This window comes from Pseudomonas sp. 2848, assembly GCF_003253945.1.
GTDB lineage: Bacteria > Pseudomonadota > Gammaproteobacteria > Pseudomonadales > Pseudomonadaceae > Aquipseudomonas.
Genome location: NZ_QKZD01000001.1, coordinates 441,848 through 467,883 on the forward strand (window position 1 = coordinate 441,848; position 26,036 = coordinate 467,883).

The 26,036-nt window shown below is 64.9% G+C and carries 23 protein-coding genes and 3 tRNA genes; 11 read left to right on the forward strand and 15 right to left on the reverse strand.

Features of this window, described 5'->3' with window-relative positions; translation table 11 throughout:
- Window positions 1-15: 15 nt before the first annotated feature.
- The gene (locus DFS21_RS02050; protein ID WP_110697692.1) at window positions 16-2,379 is read left to right on the forward strand and encodes a TonB-dependent receptor; all 2,364 of its coding nucleotides are present in this window, start codon (window positions 16-18) and stop codon (window positions 2,377-2,379) included.
- Window positions 2,380-2,386: 7 nt separating this feature from the next.
- The gene (locus DFS21_RS02055) at window positions 2,387-3,982 is read left to right on the forward strand and encodes an alpha/beta hydrolase-fold protein (protein WP_111531739.1); all 1,596 of its coding nucleotides are present in this window, start codon (window positions 2,387-2,389) and stop codon (window positions 3,980-3,982) included.
- Window positions 3,983-4,116: 134 nt separating this feature from the next.
- On the opposite strand, the gene DFS21_RS02060 is transcribed toward DFS21_RS02055, so the two are convergent.
- Window positions 4,117-5,817, reverse strand: coding sequence for a SulP family inorganic anion transporter (locus DFS21_RS02060; protein WP_111531740.1), 1,701 nt, complete (start codon window positions 5,815-5,817; stop codon window positions 4,117-4,119).
- A gap of 403 nt (window positions 5,818-6,220) precedes the next feature.
- Between DFS21_RS02060 and DFS21_RS02065 the strand changes: the two genes are divergently transcribed.
- Complete coding sequence (locus DFS21_RS02065; protein WP_111531741.1) at window positions 6,221-7,753, forward strand: Fic family protein; 1,533 nt, start codon at window positions 6,221-6,223, stop codon at window positions 7,751-7,753.
- 118 nt (window positions 7,754-7,871) lie between these two features.
- Here DFS21_RS02065 and DFS21_RS02070 read toward each other — a convergent pair.
- The 5 genes from DFS21_RS02070 to DFS21_RS02090 form a co-directional block, all read right to left on the reverse strand.
- Window positions 7,872-7,945: transfer RNA gene (locus DFS21_RS02070), tRNA-Gly, on the reverse strand.
- A 116-nt stretch (window positions 7,946-8,061) separates the two neighbouring features.
- The gene (locus DFS21_RS02075; RefSeq protein ID WP_110697700.1) at window positions 8,062-8,946 is read right to left on the reverse strand and encodes an alpha/beta fold hydrolase; all 885 of its coding nucleotides are present in this window, start codon (window positions 8,944-8,946) and stop codon (window positions 8,062-8,064) included.
- Window positions 8,947-9,324: 378 nt separating this feature from the next.
- Entirely contained in the window at window positions 9,325-10,017 is a 693-nt protein-coding gene (locus tag DFS21_RS02080; protein ID WP_110697702.1) for a pseudouridine synthase, read from the reverse strand.
- A 32-nt stretch (window positions 10,018-10,049) separates the two neighbouring features.
- The gene (locus DFS21_RS02085; RefSeq protein ID WP_102681574.1) at window positions 10,050-10,271 is read right to left on the reverse strand and encodes a cysteine-rich CWC family protein; all 222 of its coding nucleotides are present in this window, start codon (window positions 10,269-10,271) and stop codon (window positions 10,050-10,052) included.
- Window positions 10,264-11,754: a sensor domain-containing diguanylate cyclase gene (locus DFS21_RS02090; RefSeq protein WP_110697704.1), complete on the reverse strand. Its 1,491-nt coding sequence runs from the start codon at window positions 11,752-11,754 to the stop codon at window positions 10,264-10,266. The genes DFS21_RS02085 and DFS21_RS02090 overlap by 8 nt, the downstream gene beginning before the upstream one ends.
- A 212-nt stretch (window positions 11,755-11,966) precedes the next feature.
- Here DFS21_RS02090 and DFS21_RS02095 point away from each other — a divergent pair, with 212 nt between their 5' ends.
- The gene (locus tag DFS21_RS02095; protein ID WP_110697706.1) at window positions 11,967-12,404 is read left to right on the forward strand and encodes a hypothetical protein; all 438 of its coding nucleotides are present in this window, start codon (window positions 11,967-11,969) and stop codon (window positions 12,402-12,404) included.
- A 27-nt stretch (window positions 12,405-12,431) separates the two neighbouring features.
- Here the strand turns inward: DFS21_RS02095 and DFS21_RS02100 are convergent, their stop codons facing one another.
- The gene (locus DFS21_RS02100) at window positions 12,432-13,538 is read right to left on the reverse strand and encodes an enoyl-CoA hydratase/isomerase family protein (protein WP_102681577.1); all 1,107 of its coding nucleotides are present in this window, start codon (window positions 13,536-13,538) and stop codon (window positions 12,432-12,434) included.
- Window positions 13,539-13,666: 128 nt separating this feature from the next.
- Here DFS21_RS02100 and ung point away from each other — a divergent pair, with 128 nt between their 5' ends.
- Entirely contained in the window at window positions 13,667-14,359 is a 693-nt protein-coding gene (gene ung, locus DFS21_RS02105) for a uracil-DNA glycosylase (RefSeq protein ID WP_046856879.1), read from the forward strand.
- Between the two features lie 35 nt (window positions 14,360-14,394).
- Here the strand turns inward: ung and DFS21_RS02110 are convergent, their stop codons facing one another.
- The 5 genes from DFS21_RS02110 to DFS21_RS02130 all read right to left on the reverse strand — a co-directional run bounded on the left by DFS21_RS02110 (window position 14,395) and on the right by DFS21_RS02130 (window position 19,786).
- On the reverse strand, window positions 14,395-15,420 hold the full coding sequence (locus DFS21_RS02110; protein WP_110697708.1) for an AbrB family transcriptional regulator: 1,026 nt from the start codon (window positions 15,418-15,420) through the stop codon (window positions 14,395-14,397).
- On the reverse strand, window positions 15,413-16,927 hold the full coding sequence (locus DFS21_RS02115) for a tripartite tricarboxylate transporter permease (RefSeq protein WP_110697710.1): 1,515 nt from the start codon (window positions 16,925-16,927) through the stop codon (window positions 15,413-15,415). Before DFS21_RS02115 ends, DFS21_RS02110 begins: the two co-directional genes overlap by 8 nt.
- A gap of 3 nt (window positions 16,928-16,930) precedes the next feature.
- Complete coding sequence (locus DFS21_RS02120; protein WP_102681581.1) at window positions 16,931-17,389, reverse strand: tripartite tricarboxylate transporter TctB family protein; 459 nt, start codon at window positions 17,387-17,389, stop codon at window positions 16,931-16,933.
- A 95-nt stretch (window positions 17,390-17,484) separates the two neighbouring features.
- Window positions 17,485-18,465 (reverse strand): tripartite tricarboxylate transporter substrate binding protein, encoded by a 981-nt coding sequence (locus DFS21_RS02125; protein WP_111531742.1) that lies wholly within the window; start codon window positions 18,463-18,465, stop codon window positions 17,485-17,487.
- Window positions 18,466-18,496: 31 nt separating this feature from the next.
- Complete coding sequence (locus DFS21_RS02130) at window positions 18,497-19,786, reverse strand: OprD family porin (RefSeq protein ID WP_110697712.1); 1,290 nt, start codon at window positions 19,784-19,786, stop codon at window positions 18,497-18,499.
- A gap of 200 nt (window positions 19,787-19,986) precedes the next feature.
- On the opposite strand from DFS21_RS02130, the gene DFS21_RS02135 reads away from it, so the two are divergent.
- Together DFS21_RS02135 and DFS21_RS02140 are read left to right on the forward strand one after the other, a co-directional pair.
- Window positions 19,987-20,658, forward strand: a complete 672-nt coding sequence (locus tag DFS21_RS02135; RefSeq protein ID WP_110697714.1) for a response regulator — start codon at window positions 19,987-19,989, stop codon at window positions 20,656-20,658.
- Complete coding sequence (locus DFS21_RS02140; RefSeq protein WP_102681584.1) at window positions 20,651-22,030, forward strand: sensor histidine kinase; 1,380 nt, start codon at window positions 20,651-20,653, stop codon at window positions 22,028-22,030. The genes DFS21_RS02135 and DFS21_RS02140 overlap by 8 nt, the downstream gene beginning before the upstream one ends.
- 43 nt (window positions 22,031-22,073) lie before the next feature.
- Here the strand turns inward: DFS21_RS02140 and DFS21_RS02145 are convergent, their stop codons facing one another.
- Both DFS21_RS02145 and DFS21_RS02150 read right to left on the reverse strand, forming a co-directional pair.
- On the reverse strand, window positions 22,074-22,880 hold the full coding sequence (locus DFS21_RS02145) for an HDOD domain-containing protein (protein WP_102681585.1): 807 nt from the start codon (window positions 22,878-22,880) through the stop codon (window positions 22,074-22,076).
- Between the two features lie 55 nt (window positions 22,881-22,935).
- On the reverse strand, window positions 22,936-23,877 hold the full coding sequence (locus DFS21_RS02150; protein ID WP_111531743.1) for a folate-binding protein YgfZ: 942 nt from the start codon (window positions 23,875-23,877) through the stop codon (window positions 22,936-22,938).
- A gap of 133 nt (window positions 23,878-24,010) precedes the next feature.
- Here DFS21_RS02150 and DFS21_RS02155 point away from each other — a divergent pair, with 133 nt between their 5' ends.
- Window positions 24,011-24,265: a succinate dehydrogenase assembly factor 2 gene (locus tag DFS21_RS02155; RefSeq protein WP_028690159.1), complete on the forward strand. Its 255-nt coding sequence runs from the start codon at window positions 24,011-24,013 to the stop codon at window positions 24,263-24,265.
- Window positions 24,249-24,701: a protein YgfX gene (locus DFS21_RS02160; protein ID WP_111531744.1), complete on the forward strand. Its 453-nt coding sequence runs from the start codon at window positions 24,249-24,251 to the stop codon at window positions 24,699-24,701. The genes DFS21_RS02155 and DFS21_RS02160 overlap by 17 nt, the downstream gene beginning before the upstream one ends.
- 4 nt (window positions 24,702-24,705) lie before the next feature.
- Here DFS21_RS02160 and rdgC read toward each other — a convergent pair whose 3' ends face one another.
- Window positions 24,706-25,626, reverse strand: a complete 921-nt coding sequence (gene rdgC / locus DFS21_RS02165) for a recombination-associated protein RdgC (protein WP_023631647.1) — start codon at window positions 25,624-25,626, stop codon at window positions 24,706-24,708.
- A 216-nt stretch (window positions 25,627-25,842) separates the two neighbouring features.
- Here rdgC and DFS21_RS02170 point away from each other — a divergent pair.
- Window positions 25,843-25,918, forward strand: a tRNA-Val gene (locus DFS21_RS02170).
- Window positions 25,919-25,931: 13 nt separating this feature from the next.
- Window positions 25,932-26,008: transfer RNA gene (locus DFS21_RS02175), tRNA-Asp, on the forward strand.
- Window positions 26,009-26,036 lie beyond the last annotated feature (28 nt).

The window sequence follows — 26,036 nt, forward strand, 5'->3', positions numbered from 1 at the left end:
CTGCAAGGACTGATCATGTCGCTTTTCACCTCCCGCTTCCCTGGCACCCTGCGGCGCCTGACACTGGCCTGCGCCCTGGGTGGCAGCGGCCTGGCCCTGGCTGATAGCCAGCCGCTGAACCTCGACTTGCCGGGCCAGTCGCTGGAGGCCACGGTGCATGCCCTGGCCCATGCCTCGGGAGTGGCGATTGCCGCCGACAGCCGTGTATTGGCCGGGCGCAGCACGCCTGCCTTGCAGGGGCGCTACACAGTGTTGCAGGCGCTGAGCCAACTGCTGGCTGGCAGCGACCTGGTGGCGTTGGAGGAAAACGGCGTGATCATCTTGCGCGGCCCGACCGACCAGGGCGCCCTGACATTGGGGACGACCACGGTCAATGCCTCTGGCTTCAACAGCGACCTGCCGGAAAGCTACAGTGGCGGCCAGGTCGCCCGCGGCGCGCGCATCGGCATGCTGGGCAACCGCGACCTGATGGACACGCCCTTCAGCGTCACCGCCTACACCGCCAAGACCATTGAGAACCAGCAAAGCGGAACAGTCGGCGCAGTACTGCGCAACGACCCGTCGATCCGCTTCAGCACCGGCGAAGGGCATGCCTACGAGAACTTCATGATCCGCGGTTATGCGCTGGACTCCACCGAGCTGGCGCTGGGTGGTCTCTACGGGCTGGCGCCCGATGGCCATGTGCCGACCGAGTTCCTCGAGCGCGTCGAAGTGCTCAAAGGGCCGGGTGCGCTGCTCAATGGCATGGCGCCCAACGGTGGCGTGGGCGGGGTGGTCAACCTGGTGCCCAAGCGCGCCGGCGATACGCCGCTGACCCGGCTGACCACCAGTTACGTGTCCGATGGCTATGTTGCCGAGCATGTGGATGTCGGGCGGCGTTTTGCCGAGGGGCGCTTCGGCATTCGCTTCAATGGTGTCTACGGCAGTGGCGACACCGGCGTCGACGAGCAGTCCAAGGACCGCACCTTGGCGGCGTTGGCACTGGATTACCGAGGGGACGACTTCAAGCTCGAGCTGGATGCCTACGAAAGCCACGAGAAACTGGAGAACGGCAGCCCGATGATGGCCGGCTTCAGCGGCCTCAATCAGGTAACCCGCGCACCCAAGCCAGACACCAACATCCTCGAAGGCATCCACGCCCGGCAGATCAGCAAGGCCGTGGTGGCGCGTGGCGAGTACCAGCTCGATGACAGCTGGACCGCCTACGCCAGCGTCGGTGGCGCCCGCACCCGCTACGATGGCTTCCTCAACGGCACCCGGGTGGTGGTGAACAAGGCCGACGGCACGGCCACGGGGGAAACCTACAACCAGGCCGGCTACACCCACAGTCTTTCCACCGAGGCCGGCCTGCGCGGCAACTTCATGACCGGTCCGGTCAGCCACCAACTGGTGCTCAGCACCACCTTGCTGCACCAGGACATCGGCCGTGCGCCGACGGTCACCGGTGCCAAGTACCCCACCAACATCTACCACCCGGGCAAGGCGATCATCGCGGGTGACCACGGCAGCAGCAGCAAGACCGGCGACAACACCCTGTCGAGCTTTGCCGTGGCCGATACCCTGGGCTTTCTGGACGAGCGTGTGCTGCTCACCCTCGGGGTGCGTTCCCAGCGGGTGCGGCAGAAGATGAGCAATCCTTCGTACGACGAGCGCAAGCTGACCCCCGCCGTGGGTATCGTGCTCAAGCCCTGGGAGGCGCCGGTATCGCTGTATGCCAACTACATCGAAGGCCTGACCCAGGGTGGCATGGTCACCGACCAGAAGGCCGCCAACTACGGCGAGCAGTTCGCGCCCTATGTCGCCAAGCAGATGGAGGCCGGGGTGAAGTGGGACCTGGGCGACTTCACGCACACGCTGGCGCTGTTCCAGATCGACAAGCCCAGCATGATCTACGACAAGCCCAGCAATCGCTACACCGATGACGGCGAGCAGCGCAACCGTGGCGTGGAGTGGACGATGTTCGGCGAAGTCATCCCCAGCGTGCGCCTGCTCGGTGGCGTGACCTATACCCGCGCGGTGCTGAGCAAGACCGCCAATGGCGCCATGGACGGCAACACCGCCCGCGGCGTGCCGGCCTGGTCTGCCAACCTCGGCGCCGAGTGGGACCTGCCTGGGGTCGAGGGCCTGACCCTGACCGCCCTGGGTATTCACAGCAGTTCCCAGTACCTCGATTCCGCCAACCAGTTGAAGATCCCGCAATGGACCCGCTATGACCTGGGCGCACGCTATGCGACCAAGGTGCTGAGCAAGGACGTGACCCTGCGCGCCAGCCTGGAAAACGTCGAGAACCGCGCCTACTGGGCCGGTGTGTTCAACGATGGCTATGCGACTGTCAGCGAACCGCGCACGCTCAAACTCTCCGCCAGCGTCGACTTCTGAGGTGAGCATGCAGCGATTGAAGCGCTTGGGCGGAGCATGCCTGCTGGCCACGCTCTATTCGAATCTGGCCTTGGCGGGTGCGTACGCCGATCTCGAGGTGGGAAAACCAGTTGCCGGCCAGGTCGGCGCAGCGTATCCGCCAGCCTGGCAATTGGCGCTCAAGGCCGGGGACCTGGTGCGTGGTCGGCTCGACGGCGACGTCAGCCTGCGCCTGCTGGATGCCGACGGGCGTCCGTTGCGCCTGCTGATCGACGGTCTGGACCAGCCCCGCGAGTTCCTGTTCGTCGCGGCGCAGGATGGTCGTTACGCGGTGCGCGCCGAACCCCTGGCGATCCGCCCGGCGGCGCGTTTCAGCCTGAGCCTGGAGCAGGTCCTGCCTGTCGGCGAGCAACGCCGTACACCGGCGGCGCTGCTCAGCCCGACCCTGCGCGCCCTGCAGCAGCACCTGGCAACGGGTGGCACCAGCGAAGTCTTCTGGCAGGCCCGTGCCGTTGAAGGAACGCCATTGGTCGAGGCCATTGCTGGGCAACCCGGCAAGCGCCTGGTCACCTTCCTCTGGCGCGGTGCACGGGACAACGTGAGGATGTTCGGCGCCCCCACAGGCAATCACGAACCGCTTTCCCGGCTGGGCGCGAGTGATGTCTGGTTCCACAGTTTCGAGGTACCCGCGGCGACCCGCCTGAGTTATCAGATGGCGCCGGATGTACCGGTGTCCGACGACCGCCGGGTGATCCTGGCCAGTACCCGGCGCGATCCGTTGAACCCGAATACCTTCGCCGACGGCAGTGGCGACGCCTGGTTGTCGCGTTCACGGCTGGAACTTGCGGATGCGCCGCCCCAGCCGTGGGTGGCCGAGCGTGCCGGGGTGGCCCGTGGCAGCCTGGAGCGCAAGCGCCTGGCCAGCGAGGTGCTGGGCAACGAGCGCGACGTCTACCTCTACCGTCCGGCAGGTTGGCGCCCGGGCAATGCCGACCAGGCCTTGCTGGTGCTGTTCGATGCCCATGCCTACACCCGTCAGGTGCCGACGCCGACGATACTCGACAACCTGATTGCCGACGGCCTGATCCCGCCCACTGCAGCGCTGATCATCGCCAACCCCAGCAGCGAAAGCCGCGAGCGGGAGTTGCCGCCCAACCCACTGTTCGCACGGTTCGTGGCCGAGGAGCTGATGCCTTGGGCCAGCCACCAGGGGCTTGCGGCACCGGCCTCGCGCACCGTGGTGGCCGGGTCCAGCTACGGCGGCCTGGCGTCGGCCTACCTGGGCCTCAGGCACCCGGAGTTGTTCGGCAATGTGCTGAGCATGTCCGGCTCCTACTGGTGGCCGATGGCCGGTGACGAACCTGGTTGGCTAACCCGCGAGTACGTCAAGGCGCCGCGCCAGCCGTTGCGGTTCTACTTGCAGTCGGGTCTGTTCGAAGGGCCGAAAATCCTCGACACCAACCGCCACTTGCGTGATGTGTTGCTGGCCAAAGGGTACCGGGTGGAACAGGTGGAGTTGCCGGCTGGACATGACTATTTGCAGTGGCGGGGGAGCCTGCCCTGTGGGTTGATCAGCTTGCTTGGGCAGGGGACACAGGCTGTTGCGCGGGCTTGTGTGCCGTAACGCAAGTGTTCGCCGATGAATCGTCAACGTCTATGAGATCGAGCGCCGCCCGCGCGGCGCTCGATCTTGAGAGCGCTGCAAGGCCATCGCCTGGCACCCGCCCGCTCAAATGGGATCGAAAGCCACCCTCTCTCTCAATCCGCAGCGCCCTCCCGCCGAGCGCTGTTGCGCCATACCCGATACGCCCGAATCCCCGCCCGGACCGAGCCGAACAGCAGTTTCTCCTCCATCTCCCGCGCCATCCCGGAACGCACCAGCATGCGCAGGAAAGTGCCACGGGCGCGGGCGATGGCGAAGTGGATGCCCTGGGCGGCGAGGGTGTCGCGCACCTCGCGCAGGGCGGCGATGCCGCTGACGTCGATGCTGGTCACCGCTTCGGCATCGAACAGCACCACCTGGGTTTTTTCCACGTTCTGCACGGCTTCGAGCAGGCGCATCTTGAAGTAGTCGGCGTTGAAGAACAGGATCGCATCGTCGAAGCGGTACACCACCAGGCCTGGCACGGTACGGGCATCCTTGTGCTGGCGCACGTCCACTTGGCCTTCGATGCCCGGCACCCAGCCAAGCACGGCGTCGGTGGGCTGATAGATGCTGTAGAGCAGGCGCAGGATGGCCAGGGTCACGGCGAACACGATGCCCGGCAACACGCCCAGGCCGAGTACGCCGACTGTGGTCAGCAGGCACAGCCAGAACTCGAAACGGCTGAGCTTGCGGATGGTCTTGAGCGACTTCACGTCGATCAACCCCCAGCCGGCCATCAGCAGCACGGCACCCAGCGCCGCCTGGGGAATCCAGGCCATGGGCGCGGTGAAGAACAGCAGGATCAAGGCGATCACCAGGGCTGCGATGATGCCCACCAGCTGGCTCTTGCCGCCGACCATGTCGTTGACCGCGGTGCGCGAGTCGGCGCCGCTGATGGCGAAGCCCTGGGAGATACCGGCGGCCAGGTTGCTCACGCCCAGGGCCAGGAACTCATGGTTGGCGTTGATCGCGTAGCCGTGGCGGGCGGCAAAGCTGCGGGCGGTGAGCATGGCGCTGCAGAAACTGATGGTGGCGATACCCAGGGCGTCGCGCAGCAGGCTCTTGGTTTCCTCCAGGGAGCTCTGTGGCCAGGCCAGTTCGGGAATGCCCGCCGGCACCGGGCCGAGGATCGCCACGCCGAAACGGTCCAGGCCGAACAGTCCGGCAAGGGCGGTAAATACCACCACGGTCACCAGCGCCGCCGGCAGCCGCGGATAGCGCCGTGGCAGCCAGATCAGCAGGCCCAGGCCGGCCAGGCCAATGGCTAGCGTCAGCCAGTGGATCTCGCCCAGGCGCTGGAAGAAGTTGATCAGGCTGAGGATGAACCCGTCGCCTTCGATCTTGAAGCCCACCACCTTCGACAACTGCCCGGTGAGCAGGCTCAGGCCGATGCCGTTGAGGTAGCCGATGAGGATCGGCCGCGAGAAGAAGCTGGCGATGAAGCCGGCCCGCGCCACCCCGGCGGCGATCAGCATCACGCCCACCAGCACGGTGACGATCACCGACAGCTCGGCGATGCGTTGCGGGTCGCCCATGGCCAGCGGTGCCACGGCGCCGCCGATCATGGCGCAGGTGGCGGCGTCCGGGCCGACCATCAACTGCCGTGAGCTGCCGACCAGGGCATAGACCATCATCGGCAGCACGCAGGCATACAAGCCGTACTGTGGCGGCAGGCCGACGATCTGCGCATAGGCGATGGCGATGGGGATCTGGATCGCGGCCACCGACAGGCCGGCCTGCAGGTCAGCGTGGAACCACTCGCGGCGGTAGTGCAGCAGGTTGGCCAGACCCGGTAGCCAGCGGGAGAGAAACATGCGCAGTCCTTTGGAGGTGCTTCACAAAGCGTAGCGGTCAGTCGCCACGAACGACTGGGCATTCAAGCCAATTGGCGTGGTTATGGCCATGGGCCAGATCAACAAAGGTACGCTGGAAACGAAAAAAGCCGTTGATGATCCTTTTGACAGAGACGACGTGGACGGAATACGAGTTGGAGCGCGAGAGTGAATCGAACGGTTATAGGACAAACTTCGGGCAGGGGAGATGAGCGGCTAAGGAATTCGCGAGGAGCGCTTTCATTATCGTTTTTGAGTAAACCATCTGGATCGGTAGCGAATTTGTGTGTTCCGTAGTATTTTTGCGTCTGACGGCTGGCGGTATCGTTTTGCGGTGAGAGTCAAAAAATATTAGCGTTTTTGGGCTTCCGGTAGGGGTTTTTCCATGCAGGTCGGTTTCAAGGCGTTAGCCACTCGGTATGGAGTTAATCCGGTACAACCTCTGCGCGTCGATTCGGCCATCGGCACAGTGCGAGCAAGCCGCGATACCGGTAGTCAAGTAGAAAACAGGTTTCCGCCCAACTACCGGCCCGACGATGGTTTTGCAGGCCACTTCGAATTCGGGCTCAAATACGAGGAGATTCACCTTGAGTTCTTCGCCCGCCTGTTTGCCGTCGTAGGACCCGAGCCAGTCGAAGCTTGGTGCCGGCGTTCCCCTTTTGGCCAGTACGCTCGCCGCACCGGTTTTCTATTCGAGTGGCTGACGGGGCAACATCTGGATGTGCCTGATGTGACCAATGGCGCCTATATCGATGCCGTGTCGCCCGCCCACTACCTGACCCGCACGACGCCGCTTCGATCTCGCCGCTGGCGGGTCAACGACAATCTGCCAGGCATGCCTGAGTTTTGCCCGCTTGTCCGGCGAACCGACACCGTGCAGCAAGCGTTGCAGTTTGACCTGAGAGCCGCTTTGGGAGAGCTCGATCAGACCTTCGGCCCCGACATCTTGATGCGGACGGCGAGTTGGTTGACGTTGAAAGAGTCGCGCGCGAGCTTTCTGATTGAAAAAGAGGAAGGCCAAGCCAGCCGCATCCAGCGCTTTGCACATGTCATCGCGCAACACTGTGGCCATATCGAAGAACCATTGAGTGACCGAAGTCTGCATCTCTTGCAGGTAGGTATTCTGGGGCACGATGCATTTGGCCTGGGGTTGCGGCGCTCCCCCGTTTTTGTAGGGCAATCCACGATGCGCGAGAACATCGTGCACTACGTCGCCCCTCATTTTGACGACCTTGCCCCGATGCTTGCTGGCCTCAACGAATTCGAGATGGCCACCCGGGGCGCCGAGTCGCTTGCGCGCGCCGCGGCATTGGCGTTCGGCTTCGTCTACATCCATCCGATGAGAGACGGAAATGGGCGAATCCACCGTTTCCTGATCAACGACACTCTGGTTCGGGATCAGGCGGTTCCGAATGGCGTGATATTGCCTGTTTCAGCGACCATTACCAGCTCGACCGAGTTCCGGGCCGGCTATGATGCGACACTGGAGCAGTTCTCCCGACCCTTCATGCGGCGGTATGCGGCATCCTGTCGCTTTGGCACGCTTGTGGCCTACGAAGACGGTACGCCGAGCAACTTCGAGTTCGACGATTACGATGATGCGCGCTTCGCCTGGCGCTATCCGGATCTGACCGCGCATGTTCTCTATACCGCGCGCGTCGTCGAATACACGATTCGAACGCAAATGGCGGAAGAAGCCAGGGTCCTTGTCATCTTCCAGCTCGCCCAGGAGCGACTGAAAGATGTGGTGGAGATGCCAGACCAGGATGCAAGCCGCATCATTCGCGCGGTTAAGGAGAATGGCTGGAATGTTTCAGGCAAGCTCAAGAAGCAATATCCGCAGCTCGACGACGAGTGCCTCGCAGCGCGGATCGTGGAGGCCATTCGGTCGGCATTTGAAGACCGAGAAGGGCAATGAGGATTGACCTTGGCATTCTAAGCGGTGCTTTGAATTTCAAGCGCAGAAACGAAAAAAGGAGCCGAGGCTCCTTTTGACAGCGACGACGTTATTGGAACGTCGTGCGGGGAATGCGAGATGGAGCGGGTAGAGGGAATCGAACCCTCCTCAATAGCTTGGGAAGCTATAGTTTTACCAATAAACTATACCCGCTTCGAAGCCAGACTTTTTACCAGAACCCTCCTCGAATGAGAAGCCCCAAGCTTGTAAAAAAGCCTTTCGGCGGCCCGTAGCCTGCGGGTGACGAGGGCTACAGGACGCCGATGCGCTCAGATCGCCAGTGCATGCTGGCTCGGTTCCTGTGCGTAGCGTTGGCGCGATTCTCGCTGGGCCGGCTTGAGGAAGCCGAGCATGGCATCGCGGGTGTCCTCGCAGGCGGTCTTGTGCTCCATGTCCAGGAAGTGGCCGGCGCCCTGGATCACGCTGAACTGGCTGCGTCCGACATGGCGGCTGAACTGGCGGGCATCCTCGACGGTGGTGTACTCGTCGCGGTCGCCATTGATGAACAACACCGGGATATCGATGTTGCGCGCGGCCTTCAGTGCCCGCTCCAGGTCGTGATCGAGCACCTGGTTGATGTGGAAGAGCATCTGCGCGTACTCATGGCTGTCCAGGCTGCTGACGTGCCGGTAGTTGAAGCGCTTGAACAACGACGGCAGGTACTTGCCGATGGTGTCGTTGACCAGGTTGCCCACCTGGTAGCGGTCGCAGGCGGCCAGGTACTGGCAACCACGGTCCAGGTAGTCGCGCATCGGTTCGTTGATCACCGGCGAGAACGAGCTGACGATGGCCTTCTTCACCAATCGCGGCTGGTGCGCCAGGGCCAGCAGGGTGCAGGCGCCGCCCCAGGAGAACGACAGGACATGGTCGGCACGGAAGTGCTCGATCAACTCGAGCAGGATATGCGCCTCGGTTTCCTTGGTCAGCAACCGTTCATGACGGTTGTGGGGTTTGGACTTGCCGGCATACGGCTGGTCGTACAGCACCACGTTGAACTGCGGATGCAGGCTGCGCACTGTCTGTGCAAAGGACGCCGTGGTGGCCAAAGAGCCATTGATCAGGATGATCGTCTTCTCGGCGCCCTGCGCGCGATGGAACTCCGTGTAAACCCGGTACTGCCCTTGGATATCAAGTACAGCGATTTCTGGCCTCATGTCATCGACTCCTGGCGCAAAAAGGGTATCCGCGTCACCTGGTGGCCTGCGTGGTCGCTTGGCGGGCTGGCGCCGAACCGACCGGAATGGCCATCAGGGTGCACGTGCTTTATGACAGGTAGGCATTCGCCTGGAACTGAAAACCGGTGGGCCCTTGTGTCGATCCTTGACGCTGGTGTCGACGGTATTGTTGTGGCGGGCGATTACCGTGCCCCAGGGCATCGAGACCCCGGGTGGCCGGTAAAGGGCGTCTTGGACTACAGCTGTGACTTATTGGTCACATGCAGACCGACGAGTTAGCAGTCAAGCAGCGCGGTCAGGATCGCGCAAGTGCCGTTGGGACAATCTTTCGTGGGATACCGCCGAATGGTGATCGGCTCAGACCGAGGCGATTTCCTCGTCGGTCAGCGCCCTGAACTCTCCAGGATGCAATATCGGGTCCAGTGTGATCGACCCCATGCTTTCCCGATGCAGCCCCACCACCTTGTTCTGGAAGTGTCCGAACATCCGCTTCACCTGGTGATAGCGGCCCTCGACGATGGTCAGGCGCGCGCTGCGCGGGCCGAGGATATCCAGCTGCGCGGGCAGGGTGGTGAGGTCTTCGAAGGCGAAGTAGAACCCTTCACGGAACTTGTCGATGTAGTGCGCACCAATCTCGACCTCGGTGTGCACCAGGTAGGTCTTGGGCTGCTTGGTCCGTGGCTGGGTCAGGCGACGCGACCAGTGGCCATCGTTGGTCAGGATCATCAGTCCGGTAGTGTTGTAGTCCAGGCGCCCGGCGATGTGCAGCTCATCGCGCAGCGCCGCCGGCAGCAGGTCGAGCACGGTGCGGTGCTGCGGGTCCTGGGTGGCGCTGACGCAACCGCTGGGCTTGTGCAGCATCAGGTAGCGTGCCGGGCGCCCGGCCTGGTGTACCTGCTCGTCTACTTCGACGCGGCTGAATTCACGCACCTCCAACAGCGGGTCGGCGGTCGCCACGCCGTCCACGCGCACACGCCGTTGCGCCAGCAGCAGACGCACTTGCTGGCGGTTGTAGCAGGGCAGGTTGCCGAGGAATCGGTCGAGGCGCATGGTGGGCCGCTTGCAGGAAACCGGCGCGCAGTCTAACGGATCGTGCGCGCTTGCGCTGCCTTGAGCTGTGCGTCCACCTGTGCGCAGCGCGGGCACAAGCAGGCCTTGTTGCGCAGTTCGGCGGGCAGGGCCTCGATGACTGCCGAGTCGATGTCCACCTCGAAGCACCAGCAGCCTTGTGTGGCGTTGCGCGGGTCGGCCAGGCCGCATTGGTTGAGGGCGCCGCAGGCGGGGCAGCGTTGGGGATCAGGCATGGTCGGTTCCGGGCATCTCGCTGCAGACGCGGTTGCGTCCGCCTTGTTTGGCACGATAGAGGGCGTGGTCGGCGCGGGTCAGCAGACTGTGCAGGCTGTCGCCGCGCTGCAGGGCGGACAGGCCGATGCTCGCGGTCAGGCGCAGTGGCTGGTCGGCATAGCTGAAGGTCAGCTGCTCGGTGCGCCGACGGATCTTCTCCGCCACTTCGATAGCTTGGCGGCCTTCGGCTTCACGCAGCAGCACGATGAACTCCTCGCCGCCCCAGCGGCAGAGTATATCGGACTGACGCAGGCTGCCCTGCAGCACATTGGCGAACTGGCGCAGCACTTCGTCGCCGGCCAGGTGGCCGTGGGTGTCGTTGAGGGCCTTGAAATGATCGAGGTCGATCAGCAGGGCGACCAGCGGCGCGCTGTCGCGCTGGGCCTCGACCAGCGCCTGGCCGGCCAGCAGGTCGAAGCTGCGGCGGTTGGGCAGGCCGGTGAGGCTGTCGAGGGTGGCCAGCGCCTCGGCGTTGTCCTGGTGGCGCTTGACCATGGCGTTGAGCAGCGACAGCACGACCAGGGTGATCATCGCGCAGATCGCCAGGTTCAGGTACAGCGACTGGCGGATGCGCTCCAGGGCGCCGGTCTCGCGCTTGTCCACCAGCAGGTACCAGCCCAGCTCCGGCAGCAGGCGCACGTTGAGGAAGTGGCTGTGGCCGTCGTTGTCGGTGTACTCATGGCTGCCGGTGGCGGGTGTCGGCATGCGCGCCAGCAACGCCTGCCACTGGTTGCTGTCGGCCAATTGCTGGCCGGCGCGCAAGCCGTGGGGGCCACCGTCGGATCCGGTCAGCAGGACCTTGCCCTGGGCATCGGTGAACAGCACCGAACGCTGGTACCTGCGTTGATAGTCGTCGATCAGGCGTACCACCGACTCCACGCTCAAGCCCACCCCGGCGGCCCCGATGAAGCGTTGCTGGTAGTCGAGCACGCGGTGGTTGATGAACACGGTGAGCTTGTCCTGGTTGGCCATGTCCAGGTCGACATTGATCTCGTAGGGTTTGTTCGACTGGCGCAGGCGGAAGTACCAGGCGTCGCGCCAGGCATCGGGGCGTACCTGCTTGAGTACGCCCTTGGCCTGGTAGTAGGTGAGGCTGCGGTCGGAAACGAAAAAGCTGGTGCAGGTGACCTGGCTGCCCATCACTTCGCCCAGGTAGCGGGTGACGCGCGTGGTGTCCTGTTCGCCGCCCAGTACCCAGTCCCGCAGGAAGGTGTCCTGGGCCATCATCGATGAGATCAGCACCGGGCGAATCAGGTCTTTCTGGATTTCCGAATAGACCGTGTCGGAGGTCAGCGGCAGTTCGGTGTTGACGATCCCGTCGCGGATCGCCCCGCGCGAGGCGTAGTAGCTCAGCAGCGAGGTGGCCAGGAAGCCGCAGGCCAGCAACAGCAGCAGGGCGAGGATCAGCGAGCGTTGCGAGAACAGGGCGGAGGGCGAAGGCATGATCTTCCCGTGAAGTGTGCCGGTGGCCACATTCTAGTGAGATGACCGAAAAATGACTGCATGTTTTTCAGGGTTATACGACCTGTTTCAATTTGTTGCATAAATGGCACCGAACCCTGGCGCGACTGTCTTATCCAGTGTCGATGAACGCATTGCCGTCGACGCCCGCCAGCGCCGCTGTGCCGGGCACCCCTGCGGTCCAGGAGGCCGCCATGTACTCACGAATCCTGCTCATCGTCCTGCTCGGACTGCTGACATCCGCCTGCGCCCCTTACTATGCGGACAACGGCTACTACCGCCGTGACTACTACACCAGCGATCGCTATGTTTACCCTGGCTACTACCGTCAGGATCGCTACTATGTGGCGCCGCAGCCACGCTATTACTACCAGCCCGCGCCGCGTTACTACCGGCCCGCACCAGTGCCACAGTACCGCCCGTATCCGGCACCCGGCGTGCAGCCGCGCTGGCAAGGCAACCCGCGCTACGACTATGGCAACCGCCAGCGCTACGACTATGGGCGCGATCGCGACCGCCACGACTATCGCAATGATGATCGCCGAGGTGATCGCTGGCATTCGAACGGGCAGGGCAATCGCGACCGTCGACCAGACGGCGGGCGAGGTGGCGAGCGGGGCTGGTCGCGTTGACCGAGTGCGGACAGGCCCCGCGATGCGTTATCCCAGTTCCGCCAGCGGGTGCCGTCCCTCCCAGACCTTGCTGAAATGCGCCTCCACTACCGCCGCTGGCACCTGCGCCACATCCGGCCAGTGCCAGTGCGGGGTGTTGTCCTTGTCCAGCAGGCGCGCGCGCACCCCTTCGCTGAACTCCGGGTGACGGCAACAGTTCAGGCTCATCGTGTACTCCATCTGGAACACCTGGGTCAGTGAAAGGTACCGAGCCCGACGGATCTGTTCCCACACCAGGTGCGCCGTCAACGGGCAGCCCTCATGCAAGCGTTGACCCGCCGCCGCCAGCAACGGATCGGCATGTCGGGCCAGGCCGGCCAGAGCGCGCCAGGCCGCGACGGGGTCGGCCACGTCGAGCACTTCGTCGATCACGGCCCGACGTGCCAGCCATTGCCCTTCGGGAAGCTCCACGCAGGCACGGTGCTGTTCGGCCTTGAGCAGGCTGTTGAGCTGCAGGGCGGTCTGCTCCTGCCAGTTCAACTGCAACAGCTCTTCGATCAGCGCCTCCTGCTGATGCTCGCCCAGGAAGCGGTCGGCCAGGCCCAGGTCCAGCGCGTCGCGGGCATTGAGGGGCGCGCCGGTGAGCCCCAGGAACAGGCCAAGCTTGCCGGGCAGGCGGGCCAGGAACCAGCTGGCGCCAACGTCGGGATACAGGCCGATACTGATTTCGGGCATGGCCAGGCGGCTGCTGGGAGTGACGATGCGCACCGCGGCGCCTTGCAGCAGGCCCATGCCGCCGCCTAGCACATGACCATGGCCCCAGCACAGCAGAGGCTTGGGATAGGTGTGCAGGTGATAGTCGAGACGGTATTCACGGGCGAAGAAGGTCGCTGCCAGCGGTGGCACGCTACCGGGGTGTTCGCGGCAGGCCTGGACCAGGGCCCGCACGTCGCCGCCGGCACAGAAGGCCTTTGGCCCGTTGCCGCGCAGTAGCACGCAGACGATCCCGGGGTCGCTGGCCCAGCCGCGCAGCCGTTCGTCGAGCACTTCGATCATGGGCAACGTCAGGGCATTGAGCGCCTTGGGCGCGTCCAGGGTGGCGATGCCGATACGGGCGCCGTCGGCGCCGGTCAGTACCTCGCATTGAATGGACATGGGCTACCTCGCGCAAATCATCCCCTCAGTATGGCCTGCCGCGCCGAAGCTGCCGGTCGTCGGTCGGATCGATTGACAAGCCGGCCAGGCTTTCCTAGTGTCGCGGCACTTTGCTTTTGGATGCCCCCATGACCGACGACGATCGCATCAAACTCGAGCCCAGCTGGAAAGCCGCGCTGCGTGCCGAGTTCGACCAGCCCTACATGCATCAGCTACGCGAGTTCCTGCGCGGCGAATACGCCGCCGGCAAGGAGATCTACCCGCCCGGGCCATTGATCTTCAACGCCCTCAACTCCACGCCGCTGGAGCAGGTCAAGGTGGTCATCCTCGGCCAGGACCCGTACCACGGTCCGGGCCAGGCCCATGGCCTGTGCTTCTCGGTGCAGCCGGGCATCGCCACGCCGCCGTCGCTGGTCAATATCTACAAGGAGCTGCAGCGCGACCTCAACCTGCCGATCCCCAGCCACGGCTACCTGCAAAGCTGGGCGGAGCAGGGCGTGTTGTTGCTCAATACCACCATGACCGTGGAGCGGGCCAATGCGGCTTCGCATGCGAAGAAGGGCTGGGAGTTCTTCACCGACCGGATCATTCAGGTGGTCAGCGAGCAGTGCCCGAATGTGGTGTTCCTGCTGTGGGGCGCGCATGCGCAGAGCAAGCAGAAGCTGATCGATGCCAGCAAGCACCTGGTGCTCAAGTCGGTGCACCCGTCGCCGTTGTCGGCCTACCGTGGGTTCTTTGGTTGCGGGCATTTCAGCCGCACCAACAGCTTCCTCGAGCAGCGCGGGATGGCGCCGATCAATTGGGCGTTGCCGCCTTTGTGAGCTGAAAAAGAGGGCCGCGAAGCGGCCCTTCCTGCTCAGAGCCTGGCCCACTGCCGGAACAACGGCTCGGCCAGGAACAGCACGAACAGCAAGCGCATCACCTGCAGCGCCGTTACCAGCGGCACCGACAGTTGCAAGGTCTCGGCCGTCAGGCTCATCTCGGCGATGCCCCCGGGCATCATGCCCAGCGTCAGCGAGCGCAGGTCCAGGTGCGTCAGCAGGCTCAGCGCCCAGGCCGCGCCGGCGGCGATCAACATGCACAACGCCGTGGCCAGCAGGGTGCGCCCCAGGAACGACGGCGCCCGGCGGAAGAACGCGCGGTTGAAGTGGCAGGCCAGGCCACTGCCGATCAACCACTGGCCGATCTGGCTGGCGCCGTTGGGCAGGCCGATCTGCAGGTTACCCGCCAGGCTTGCGCCGGCAGCCACCAGCAACGGCCCGAACAGCCAGGGGTTGGGTTGGCGCAGGCGTTGCCACAGCAGTGCCATGAGCACCCCAAGCGGCGCAATCAACGCCAGCCAGCCCCAGCTTACGCTGCCCGCATGGTTCAGCGGCACGCCGTCGCCCAGCAGCAGTTTGAACAGCGCCGGCACGCACAGCACCACCGCCAGCACCCGCAGGCTCTGCGCCGCGGCCACCTGGCTGAGCACCGCGCCATTGCGCGCGCCGAGGTTGACCATCTCGCCCGAGCCGCCCGGCATGCTGGCGAAGAACGCCGTCGCCCGGTCTTCACCGGTGCGCCGCAGCAGCCAGACACTGATTACGCTGGACAGCGTGGTGAACAGCGCGCCGAAGAAGATCAGCGCGAAGTGGCCGGCCACCTGTTCGATCACCGCCGGTGTGAAGTGCAGGCCGATGCCGATACCGATGATCCATTGCCCGCATTTGCGGCCATTGGGGATTTCACTGAGCTGCCAGGGGGTCAGGCAGCGCACCAGGATGATCGCCAGCAAGGAGCCGACCATCCAGGGCAAGGGCCAGCCGACCTTGCTGGCGGCAAAACCGCCCGCAAGGCCGACCAGCCCGGTGGCCCAGAACAGCGGCAACGACCGGTCAGGCATCGGCCATGGCCCGGCGCTGCAGGGCACGTTTGCGCCAGCTGCGCAGCAGCGGCAGGCTCAGCATGCACACCACCAGCACCCACACGCCCATGCTGATCGGGCTCGACCAGAGGATGCCCAGTTCGCCGTTGGAGATCGACAGCGCGCGGCGCAGGTTCTGTTCCATCAAGCCGCCGAGGATGAAGCCCAGCAGGATCGGCGACAGCGGGAAGTCCAGCTTGCGCAGGATGTAGCCCATGATGCCGATGCCGACCATCAGAAACAGGTCGAAGGTGGTGGCATGCACCGCGTACACGCCGATCGCGGTGATGATCGCGATCACCGGCACCAGCGCCCAGTTCGGCACGGCGAGGATGCGGGTAAAGATGCGGATCATCGGGATGTTCAGGACCACCAGCATGATGTTGGCGATGAACAGCGAGGCGATCAGGCCCCAGACGATGTCCGGTTGCTGTTCGAACAACAGCGGGCCGGGGGTGATGTTGTACAGCGTCAGGGCGCCGATCATCACCGCAGTGGTGCCCGAGCCTGGCACGCCCAGGGTCAGCATCGGTACCAGGGCGCCGCAGCAGGAGGCGCCGATGGCGGTTTCCGGGGCTGCCAGGCCACGTGCGTCGCCCTTGCCGAACTTGCCTTTGTCGCCGGCGATGCGTTTCTCGGTCATGTACGCCACGGCACTGGCCAGGGTCGCGCCAGCGCCCGGCAACACGCCCATGAAGAAGCCGAGCAGGCCGCAACGAACGTTGACGAAGAATACCGAGGCCGCTTCCTTGAAGTTGAACAGCATGCGCCCGGTGGCCTTGACCGCCACATGGCCATGGTGGGTCTTCTCCAGCAGCAGGAGGATCTCGCTGATCGAGAACAGCCCCAGCACCAGCACCACGAACTGGATGCCGTCGGCCAGGTGCACGCTGTCACCGGTGAAGCGGTACACGCCGCTGTTGGCGTCGATGCCCACTGCCGAGAGGAACAGGCCGATAAGCGCGGCGATGAACGTCTTCAGCGGTTTGTCGCCGGCCATGCCGCCGAGGGCGACGATGGCGAACACCATCAGCACGAAGTACTCCGCCGGACCGAAGGCGATCGCCCATTTCGCCAGCAGCGGGGCGAACAGCACCATGCCGCAGGTGGCGATGAGGGCACCGATGAACGAGCTCCAGGCCGACAGCGACAGGGCCACGCCGGCCAGGCCCTGGCGGGCCATGGGGTAGCCGTCGAGGGTGGTCATCACGGTGGAGGCTTCACCGGGGATGTTCAGCAGGATTGAGCTGATCCGCCCGCCGTACTCGCAGCCCAGGTACACGGCGGCCAGCAGGATCAGCGCCGACTCCGGCGGCAGGCCGAGGGCGAAGGCGATAGGGATCAGCAGGGCCACGCCGTTGATCGGGCCCAGGCCCGGCAGCAGGCCGACCACGGTGCCGATCAGGGTGCCGGTCAGGGCGGTGACCAGGTTGTACGGGCTCAGGGCGACGCCGAAGCCCTGGCCCAGGTAGCTCAAGGTATCCATGTGTCAGTTCTCCAGTACGTCGAGCAGGCCGAGGGGCAGGGGGACGTCCATCACCCGGTCGAACAACCAATAGAGGAAGATGCTCATGCCCACCACCACGATGGCGCTGTGCAGCCAGCGGCCTCCGTACAGGCGAGCCATGGGCAGGCCGACCAGGATGGCGCTGAGGATGAAGCCCAGCGCCTCGAAGGTGGCGGCGAAGACGATCAACAGCCCGACGCAGGCGGTGATCTTGATCAGGGTCTCGCGGTCCAGCTCCGGTTCGTCGTCCTTGCGCACGATGGGCGTGGGGCGAATGGCCAGGTACAGCAGGCCCAGGCTCATCAGGCCAAGCATCAGCAGCGGGTAGGCGCGTGGGCCCACCGGTTCGTAGGAGAAGGCGGCCTGGTAGGGCCAGGCCATCACGGCCAGCACGGCGCACAGCGCCAGCAGGACGAGGGCGAAGAGGCGTTGCAGGATCATGGAATAAATCCTCATGGTCGAAGAGCGGGGCGTGGGAGCGGGCTTGCCCCGCGATGGGGCATCGCGGGGCAAGCCCGCTCCCACGGGGTCGATGCTTACTGGATCAACCCGAACTCACGGGCCAATGCCTTGTAGTCAGCCACCTGCTTCTTCACATAGCCGTCCAGCTCTTCGCCGGTCATGGCGAACGGGAACAGTTCGCGCTGGTCACGCAGCTTGGCGAACTCCTCCGAGACCAGCAGCTTGTCGAACGAGGCCTTCCACCAGGCATAGTCCTCGTCGCTGACCTTCGGCCCGAGGTAGAAACCGCGCACCACCGGCCAGACGATGTCGTAGCCCTGCTCCTTGGCGGTGGGGATGTCTTTCATCTCCGGCTCGTCCAGGCGGTTCTCGGAGAACACCGCGAGGATGCGCATGTTGCCGCTCTGGATGTGCGGCATGGAGTCGGAAATATCGGTGGAACCCACCTGGATATGCCCACCGAGCAGCGCGGTGGCGATCTCGCCGCCGCCTTCCAGGGCCACGTAGCGCAGGTCGCGCGGGTTGATGCCGGCGGCCTTGGCGATCAGCGCGGTCTGCATCCAGTCCTGGCTGCCGACGGTGCCGCCGGAGCCGATCACCACCTTGCTCGGGTCTTTCTTCAGGGCAGCGACCAGGTCATCGAGGGTCTTGTAGGGCGAGTCGCTCTTCACCGCGATGGCGCCATAGCTGGTGCCGACCGCCGCCAGCCATTTCACTGCGTTCTCGTCGAAGCGGCCGAACTTGCCCTGGGCCAGGTTCAGCAGCGAACCGCTGGACCAGGCCACCAGGGTGCCGGCATCGCCTGGCCGCTGGGCAACCACGGCGTTGTAGGCTACCGCGCCGACACCGCCGGGCATGTAGGTCACGCGCATGGGCTTGCTGAGGATCTTCTCGTTGACCAGGGCGCTCTGCACCAGCTTGCAGGTCAGGTCGAAACCGCCGCCGGGCGAGGCCGGCGCGATGCATTCGGGGCGTTTGGGTTCGGCGGCCAGGGCGTTGCCGGCCAGCAGCAGGCAGCCGGTGGCCAGGACGAGGCGGCGCAGTGAAAATGTCATTGTCTATCTCCGTGAGCGTTGTTGTTATGGGTTACCACAGAGCCACGCTGTAGCTCACCAGCAGCCGCACCTCGTCCGCGTCGCGGGCGAAGTTGGAGCGGAAGGTGGCGTTGCGCAGGCGCACGGCGACGTTTTTCAACGGGCCGCTTTGTACCACGTACTTCAGTTCGGTGTTGCGTTCCCACTCCTTGCCCTCGCCGCCGGCGGCGCGGCTGACGTTGTCGCCGCTGATGTAGCGGGTCATGAAGGTCAGGCCGGGGATGCCGAGGGCGGCGAAGTTGTAGTCGTAGCGTGCCTGCCAGGAGCGCTCGTCGGCACCTGCGAAGTCGTTGATCTGGACGAAGTTGACCAGGTAGGGGTCGGCGCCATCGACATAGGGGAAGGCGCTGTCGCCTGTAAGCTGCTGCCAGGCACCGCTGACCTTGTGCCCGCCCAGGGTGTAGCTGAGCATGCCGTTGAGGGTGGTGTTGTCGATCTTGCCGGCCTTGGCCGCGCCGGCATCGTCGCTGATCGCCAGGCGCAGGTCGGCGCCCAGGGTGCCCGGGCCCCACGGCTGGGTGGCGAGCATGCCGATGAAGTGCTGGCGATAGATGTCGTCGAGTTGGGCGAAGTGGTAGCTGCCGGTGATGCGGTCGGTGAACTGGTAGTCCAGGCCGCCGGTGTCGAAATGGTCGGCGCTGAAAGTGCCGCCGAAGCGACTGTTCTTGTTGTTGAGGGCCAGGTCTTCCCAGTTGGTGTCGTTGCGGTCCTTGGCTTTTTCCAGACGGGCGCCGGTGAAGGTCAGGCCTTTGATCTCCTTCGAGGTGACCAGGCCGCCTTCGAAGGTCTGCGGCAGGATGCGCCCGTCGTTGGGCTGCAGCGTGGGCAGCTCGGGGATCAGCGTGCCGACCTTCAGTTCGGTCTGCGAGACCTTGACCTTGCCGGTCAGGCCGAACTTGGAGTATTCGTCGGCAGCCTTGCCGTTGTCGTGGGTCGGCAGCAGGCCGGTGTCGGTGCGGTCCTTGCTGGAGTCGAGCTTGACCCCGAGCATGCCCAGCGCATCCAGGCCGAAGCCCACGGTGCCTTCGGTATAGCCGGACTCGAAGTTGAGCATGAAACCCTGGGCCCATTCGTCGCGCTTGGATTGTTGCGCGCTGGTGCCGTCGCGGAAGTCGCGGTTGAAGTACATGTTGCGGGTTTCGAAGGTAGCCGTGCTGTCTTCGAAGAAGGCGGCCTGGCTCAGGGGCGCGACACCGGCAAGAACGAAGGCGCTGGCGAGGGCGGAAGGTCGGGCGGCGAGGGAACGGATAGGCGCGTACGCCTGCGGCTGCATGGACAGCATCGTCGGTGACTCCATTTATTGTTCTTATGTGTTTGCACCTTGCTGGTGCTTTTTGCGGCGCGCGGGGCAGCCGTGGTGCGATGCTAGGTAACCAACCTTTCGCTAACCTTTCAGCGTGAAAGGTTTGTTGCGAGGGCTTCACAGCACTCGCCACGGCGGTACACTCCGCGCAAAAAGCCCACCCGAACAGGGAGAATCCGATGCGTGTGCTGCTGGTCGAAGACCACCTGCAACTGGCCGAAAGCGTGGCCCAGGCCCTCAAGAGCCAGGGCCTGACCGTGGACGTGCTGCATGACGGCGTGGCCGCCGACCTGGCCCTGGCCAGCGAGGACTATGCCGTGGCGGTGCTGGATGTCGGCCTGCCGCGCCTGGACGGCTTCGAGGTGCTGGCGCGTTTGCGTGGGCGCGGCAAGACCTTGCCGGTGCTGATGCTCACCGCCCGCAGCGATGTGAAGGACCGGGTGCATGGATTGAACCTCGGTGCCGACGACTACCTGGCCAAACCCTTCGAGCTGACCGAGCTGGAAGCAAGGGTCAAGGCCTTGCTGCGGCGCAGCGTGCTCGGCGGCGAGCGCCAGCAGCGTTGCGGCCCGCTGGTCTATGACCTGGATACCCGGCGCTTCGGGCTGGACGGCGAGCCGCTGACCTTGACCCAGCGCGAGCAGAGCGTGCTCGAGGCACTGATTGCCCGCCCCGGTCGGGTGATGAGCAAGGAGCAGCTGGCGGCCCAGGTGTTCGGCCTCGACGAGGAGGCCAGCCCCGACGCCATCGAGATCTACATTCACCGCCTGCGCAAGAAGCTCGACGGTCACCCGGTGGCCATCGTCACCTTCCGTGGCCTGGGCTACCTGCTCGAGCACCGCGATGCGTGACAACGGCAGCCTGCGCGGGCGCCTGCTGGGCAACCTGGCGTTGCTGCTGGTGGTACTGATGCTGGCCAGCGGTCTGAGCGCTTACTGGAATGGCCGCGAAGCCGCCGACACCGCCTATGACCGGACCCTGCTGGCGTCGGCGCGGACCATCGCTGCCGGCCTGTCGCAGCGCGACGGCACCCTCAGCGCCGATGTGCCCTACGTGGCCCTGGACACCTTCGCCTATGACAGCGCCGGGCGCATCTACTATCAGGTGCTGGACATCCACCAGAAGCTCATCTCCGGCTACGAGCACCTGCCCCCGCCACCGCCGGGCACGCCGCGCACCGACGACTACCCGGCACTGGCGCGTTTCTACAATGCCACCTACCTGGGTCAGGACGTGCGTGTGGTCAGCCTGCTCAAGGCGGTGAGCGAACCAAACATGAACGGCATGGCCGAGATTCGCGTGGCCGAGACCGAGGAGGCGCGGGTGCGCATGGCCCGCGGGCTGATGGCCGACACCCTGCTGCGCCTGGGGATGCTGGCCTTCGGCGCGCTGATGATGGTGTGGTTCGCGGTGAGCGCCGCCCTGCGTCCCCTGGAGCGCTTGCGCACGGCGGTGGAGGAGCGCCAGCCCGACGATCTGCGCGCCTTGCCCGTAGTGCAGGTGCAACGCGAGCTGGGGCCGCTGGTGCGTGCCCTCAACCATTTCACCGAGCGGCTGCGTGGCCAGTTCGAGCGCCAGGCACAGTTCATCGCCGACGCCGCCCATGAGCTGCGCACGCCGCTGGCGGCGCTCAAGGCACGGGTCGAGCTGGGCCTGCGCTCACGGGAGCCAGAAGAATGGCGCAAGACCCTGGAGGCGGCGGCCCTGGGCACGGACCGGCTCACCCATCTGGCCAACCAGTTGCTGTCATTGGCGCGGGTGGAGAATGGCGCCCGGGCCATCGCCGAGGGCGGTGCGCAACGCCTGGACCTGAGCCAGCTGGCCCGCGAGCTGGGCATGGCCATGGCGCCGCTGGCCCATGCCCGCGGCGTTGCGCTGGCGCTGGAGGCCGAGGCGCCGGTATGGCTCAAGGGCGAGCCGACCTTGCTCAACGAGCTGCTCAGCAACCTGGTGGACAATGCCCTGGCCCACACCCCGCCAGGCGGAGACGTCGTGCTGCGGGTGCTGGCGCCGGCGGTACTTGAAGTCGAGGACGATGGGCCAGGGATTCCGCAGGATGAGCGTGAGCGGGTGTTCGAGCGCTTCTACCGGCGCAGCGCCCAGGGCAGCGGGCTGGGGCTGGCCATCGTCGGCGAGATCTGCCGGGCGCACCTGGCGCAGATCAGCCTGCATGACGGCGAGCGCGGCGGGTTGAAGGTGCGGGTGAGTTTTATCGCGGATTGATGTCGGCTATCGCGGGGGTTGTCCCGCGATCAGCCCTGTCGATTCAGCGCAACATGCTCCGCGCATCCAGCAGTTCGGCGATATCCAGCTCGGTGCCATAGGGCAGCCCCAGATGCCGGTAGGCGGGCAGGGCGGCCAGTGGCCGGATGCGCTCGCGCTGGCAGATGCAGCGGGCGATCTGGACGATATCGATGTAGTCGATCTGGTCGGTGCGCCGGTCCAGGTCCTGCACCTGGCTGGGCAGGCTGACCAGTTGCTCGGGAAACTCCCAGGCGCTAAGAATCTTGTCGCCCAACACCGGCTGGATCTGTTCGATCACGAAATGCAGGCAGATCGGGTCGGAGAGCAACTCGTTGTGCTCCTCGGCATAGATCAGCACCGGCAACGCGCCGATCTGGTGCACCAGGCCGCCGAGGGTGGCCTGGTCGGGCTTGAGCTGGGTGTAGCGTCGGCACAGTTCATAGCTGATGCCCGCCACATCCAGGCTGTTGGCCCATATATCACGCAGCTTGTGTTCAACCGCCGGGGCGCGGGCATGGAAGATCTGCTCGATCACCAGGCCGATGGCCAGGTTGCAGCTGTAGTTGATGCCCAGGCGCGTGATCGCGGTGTGCAGGTCGGTGACTTCGACGGCGGCGCGCAGCAACGGGCTGTTGACCACCTTGATCAGGCGTGCCGACAGGGCGGCGTCGCGGCCGATCACCTTGCTCAAGGCGGACACGCTGATCTCGCTGTCTTCGGCGGCTTCGCGAATGCTCAGGGCGACTTCCGGAAGCGTCGGCAGGACCAGGTCGTCCCGGTCGATGGCGGCGAGCAATTGCGCTTGGACCTTCTCGGCCAGCTTGTTCATGGACTTCTCTACGGCAAAGGTGGTGCAGCCCCGGCGTAACGCCGGGGCGGGCTGGTCAGCGCTGGATTTCCCGGTCGCGGTCCAGTTCGTAAGGCAGGTCGAGCAGCGTCAGGCGCGGGCCTTCCAGGCTGCCCAAGTGCAGGTTGTCGTCCGCCACGGCATCGGCGCTGAGCACGGCCAACAGTTCGACGGCGCTGCCGGTGCTGGCAGCGATCACCACCTCGCCGACCGACGAGCCGTGTGTCGGCGAGAAGATCTCGGCGCCCGGCTCGGGTACCGCTGTCTCGGCCAGCGCCAGGCGATACTGGCGGCGTTTGAGCTTGCCCAGGTACTGCATGCGGGCGACGATCTCCTGGCCGGTGTAGCAACCCTTCTTGAAGCTCACGCCATCGACGGCCTGCAGGTTGATCATCTGCGGGATGAACAGCTCGCGGGTCGGGCCCATGACCTGGCCGATGCCGGCGCGCACCTGGCCAAGCAGCCAGTCGTTGAGCGTGCCCTCTGGCAGCGCGGCGGCGAGCGTCCCGCGCACGGCGCTGGCCCGGTCGGCAGGCGCCCACAGTTCGACCCGCCCGGCCGAGGCGCTGATGGCGATCAGGCCATCATGACGTGCGGTCGCGCCGGCCTCGTCCGCCACGCTCAGGCTCAGCGCCTGCAGGGCCGCATCGCCGTGCTGCAGGCCGAAGCGCACCCAGGCGGCGCTGTCGTCGCTCAGCGTGGCCTTGGAGAACACCGCGTACTTCTTCAGGTCGGCCAGTTGCGCCTCGAGCAGCTCGCTGGCCATGGCCAGCAGGTAGCCATTGCCCTCGGGCAGGATACGGAAACTAGACTGCATGCGGCCCTTGACCATGCAGCGGGCACCGAGGCTCGCATGGGCTTCGCTGAGGTAGCTGATATTGCAGGTCAGTTGACCCTGCAGGAACTTGCCGGCGTCGGAGCCGCGGACGGCGAGGATGCCCTCATGGGAGAGGGAACAGAAGAAAGCGGAATCGGCCATGGGTCATCGCGGTAGCTAAAGACTGGCGGCCATCATAGAACGCCGGTAACAAAATAGGTAGGTGAGTAGACCAACGCCTTGTGCCGCTTCATTCGCTGCGCGGTATACTGCGCGACCATTCGAGGAGGGCCCCATGGTCGAACAAACTGAACTCAATCGGCTTTTCTGGCACAGCCGTCGCGGCATGCTGGAACTGGACGTGCTGCTGGTACCGTTCACCCAGGAGGTCTACCCGAGCCTGAGCGAAGCGGACCGCGAGCTGTACCGTCGCCTGCTGACCTGCGAGGACCAGGACATGTTCGGCTGGTTCATGGAGCGCAGCGAGTCCGAAGATCCGGAGCTGCAGCGCATGGTCCGCATCATCCTGGACCGTGTCCAGCCCAAGTGAAGCATTCGAGTGCCGTTGGCAGGGCTCGCGCCTGCTGCTGACGGCCTATCTCGCCTGCCAGGCGCTGGCGCTCATCGCCAGCGTTGTGGTCGCGTTGCCCGGTTGGCCAAAGGGCCTGCTGGTCATTGCCTGTCTTGCCCACGCCTGTTGGGCCATTCCCCGCCGGATCCTGCTGTCCCACCCTGGCGCCGTCACCGGCCTGCGTCGTGAGCCGGGTGGCTGGCATATATACAGTCGTGCCCGGGGTTGGCAACCGGTGCGCCTGTGCCGTGACAGCGTTGCCCTGCCCGCAGTGGTCGTGCTGCGCTTCGTGCGCAAGGGGCAATGGTTCAGCCAGAGCCAGTGCATCCCCAAGGACGCCCTGGCGCAGGAACAGCATCGACGGCTGCGGGTGCGGCTGAAGTTCAGCCGGCGCCGCTGGGCCGCGCCGGCTTGAAGGGTCAGACCCCCTGCGGGATCTCTTCGCCGCCGAGTGCTTCGAACAGCACCGGCAGGAACTCGGTGAAGGTCATCATCATCAGCAGGAAGCTGGCGTCGAACTGTTGCTGGGCCTCGTCACCACCATCCTGCTCGGCCTGCTCTTGCAGCAGCTCCTCGAACTTCAGGCGCTTGATCACCATCTTGTCGTCGAGCACGAACGACAGTTTGTCCTGCCAGGCCAGGGCCAGCTGGGTGACCACCTTGCCGGTGCTCAGGTGCAGCTGGATTTCCTCGCCGGTCAGGTCCTGACGCTTGCAGCGCACGATGCCGCCGTCTTCGGCGGTGTCGCGCAGTTCGCATTCGTCGAGGACGTAGAAGCCTTCGGCGGCCTGTTGCGACTTGACCCAGTCGGTCATGGTCGCGCTTGGTGCGATCTTCACGGTGGCCGGGCGTACCGGCAGCGAACCGATCACTTCACGCAGGGTCGACAGCAGGTCCTCGGCGCGCTTGGCGCTGGCAGAGTTGACCAGGATCATGCCCAGGCGCGGTGCGATGGCGGCGAAGATCATCGAACGACGAATGAAAGCGCGCGGCAGGAAGGCCTGGATGATCTCGTCCTTGATCTGGTCGCGTTCCTTCTTGTAGACCTTACGCATCTGCTCGGCCTCGATCTCCTCGACCTTCTCCTTGACCGCGTCGTTGACCACGCTGCTGGGCAGGATGCGCTCTTCTTTACGTGCGGCGATCAGCATGAATTCGCCACTGACGTGAACCAGGGGGGCATCCTCGCCCTTGCCGAACGGTGCGACGAAACCGTAGGTGGTCAGTTCCTGGCTGGCGCAGGGGCGGGCCGGCTTGCTGGCCAGGGCGGCCTCCAGGGCCTCGGCCTCGAACGGTACTTCCTGGGTCAGGCGATAGGACAGCAGGTTCTTGAACCACATGAGGGGGAATCTCTCCTTAATACATAAGGCGGGCATTATTCTCCGAGCAACGGTTCCAGGCCAACCCTGTCAGAGGGCCAGCAGTCCTATATAGAGGAAGAAAATCGCGGCGCGGCTAGGTCTTTGAAAGGCCTGGAAATTTTTTTCAAATATTTTGAAAAAAGTGCTTGCCAGGGTAGGAGGTCCTCCGTAGAATGCGCGCCACACCGAGACGAAGGGTGATTAGCTCAGCCGGGAGAGCATCTGCCTTACAAGCAGAGGGTCGGCGGTTCGATCCCGTCATCACCCACCACTCGATGTATAGCGCGGCGGTAGTTCAGTCGGTTAGAATACCGGCCTGTCACGCCGGGGGTCGCGGGTTCGAGTCCCGTCCGCCGCGCCATATTAAGCTTCCAGGGCCCACTGAACAC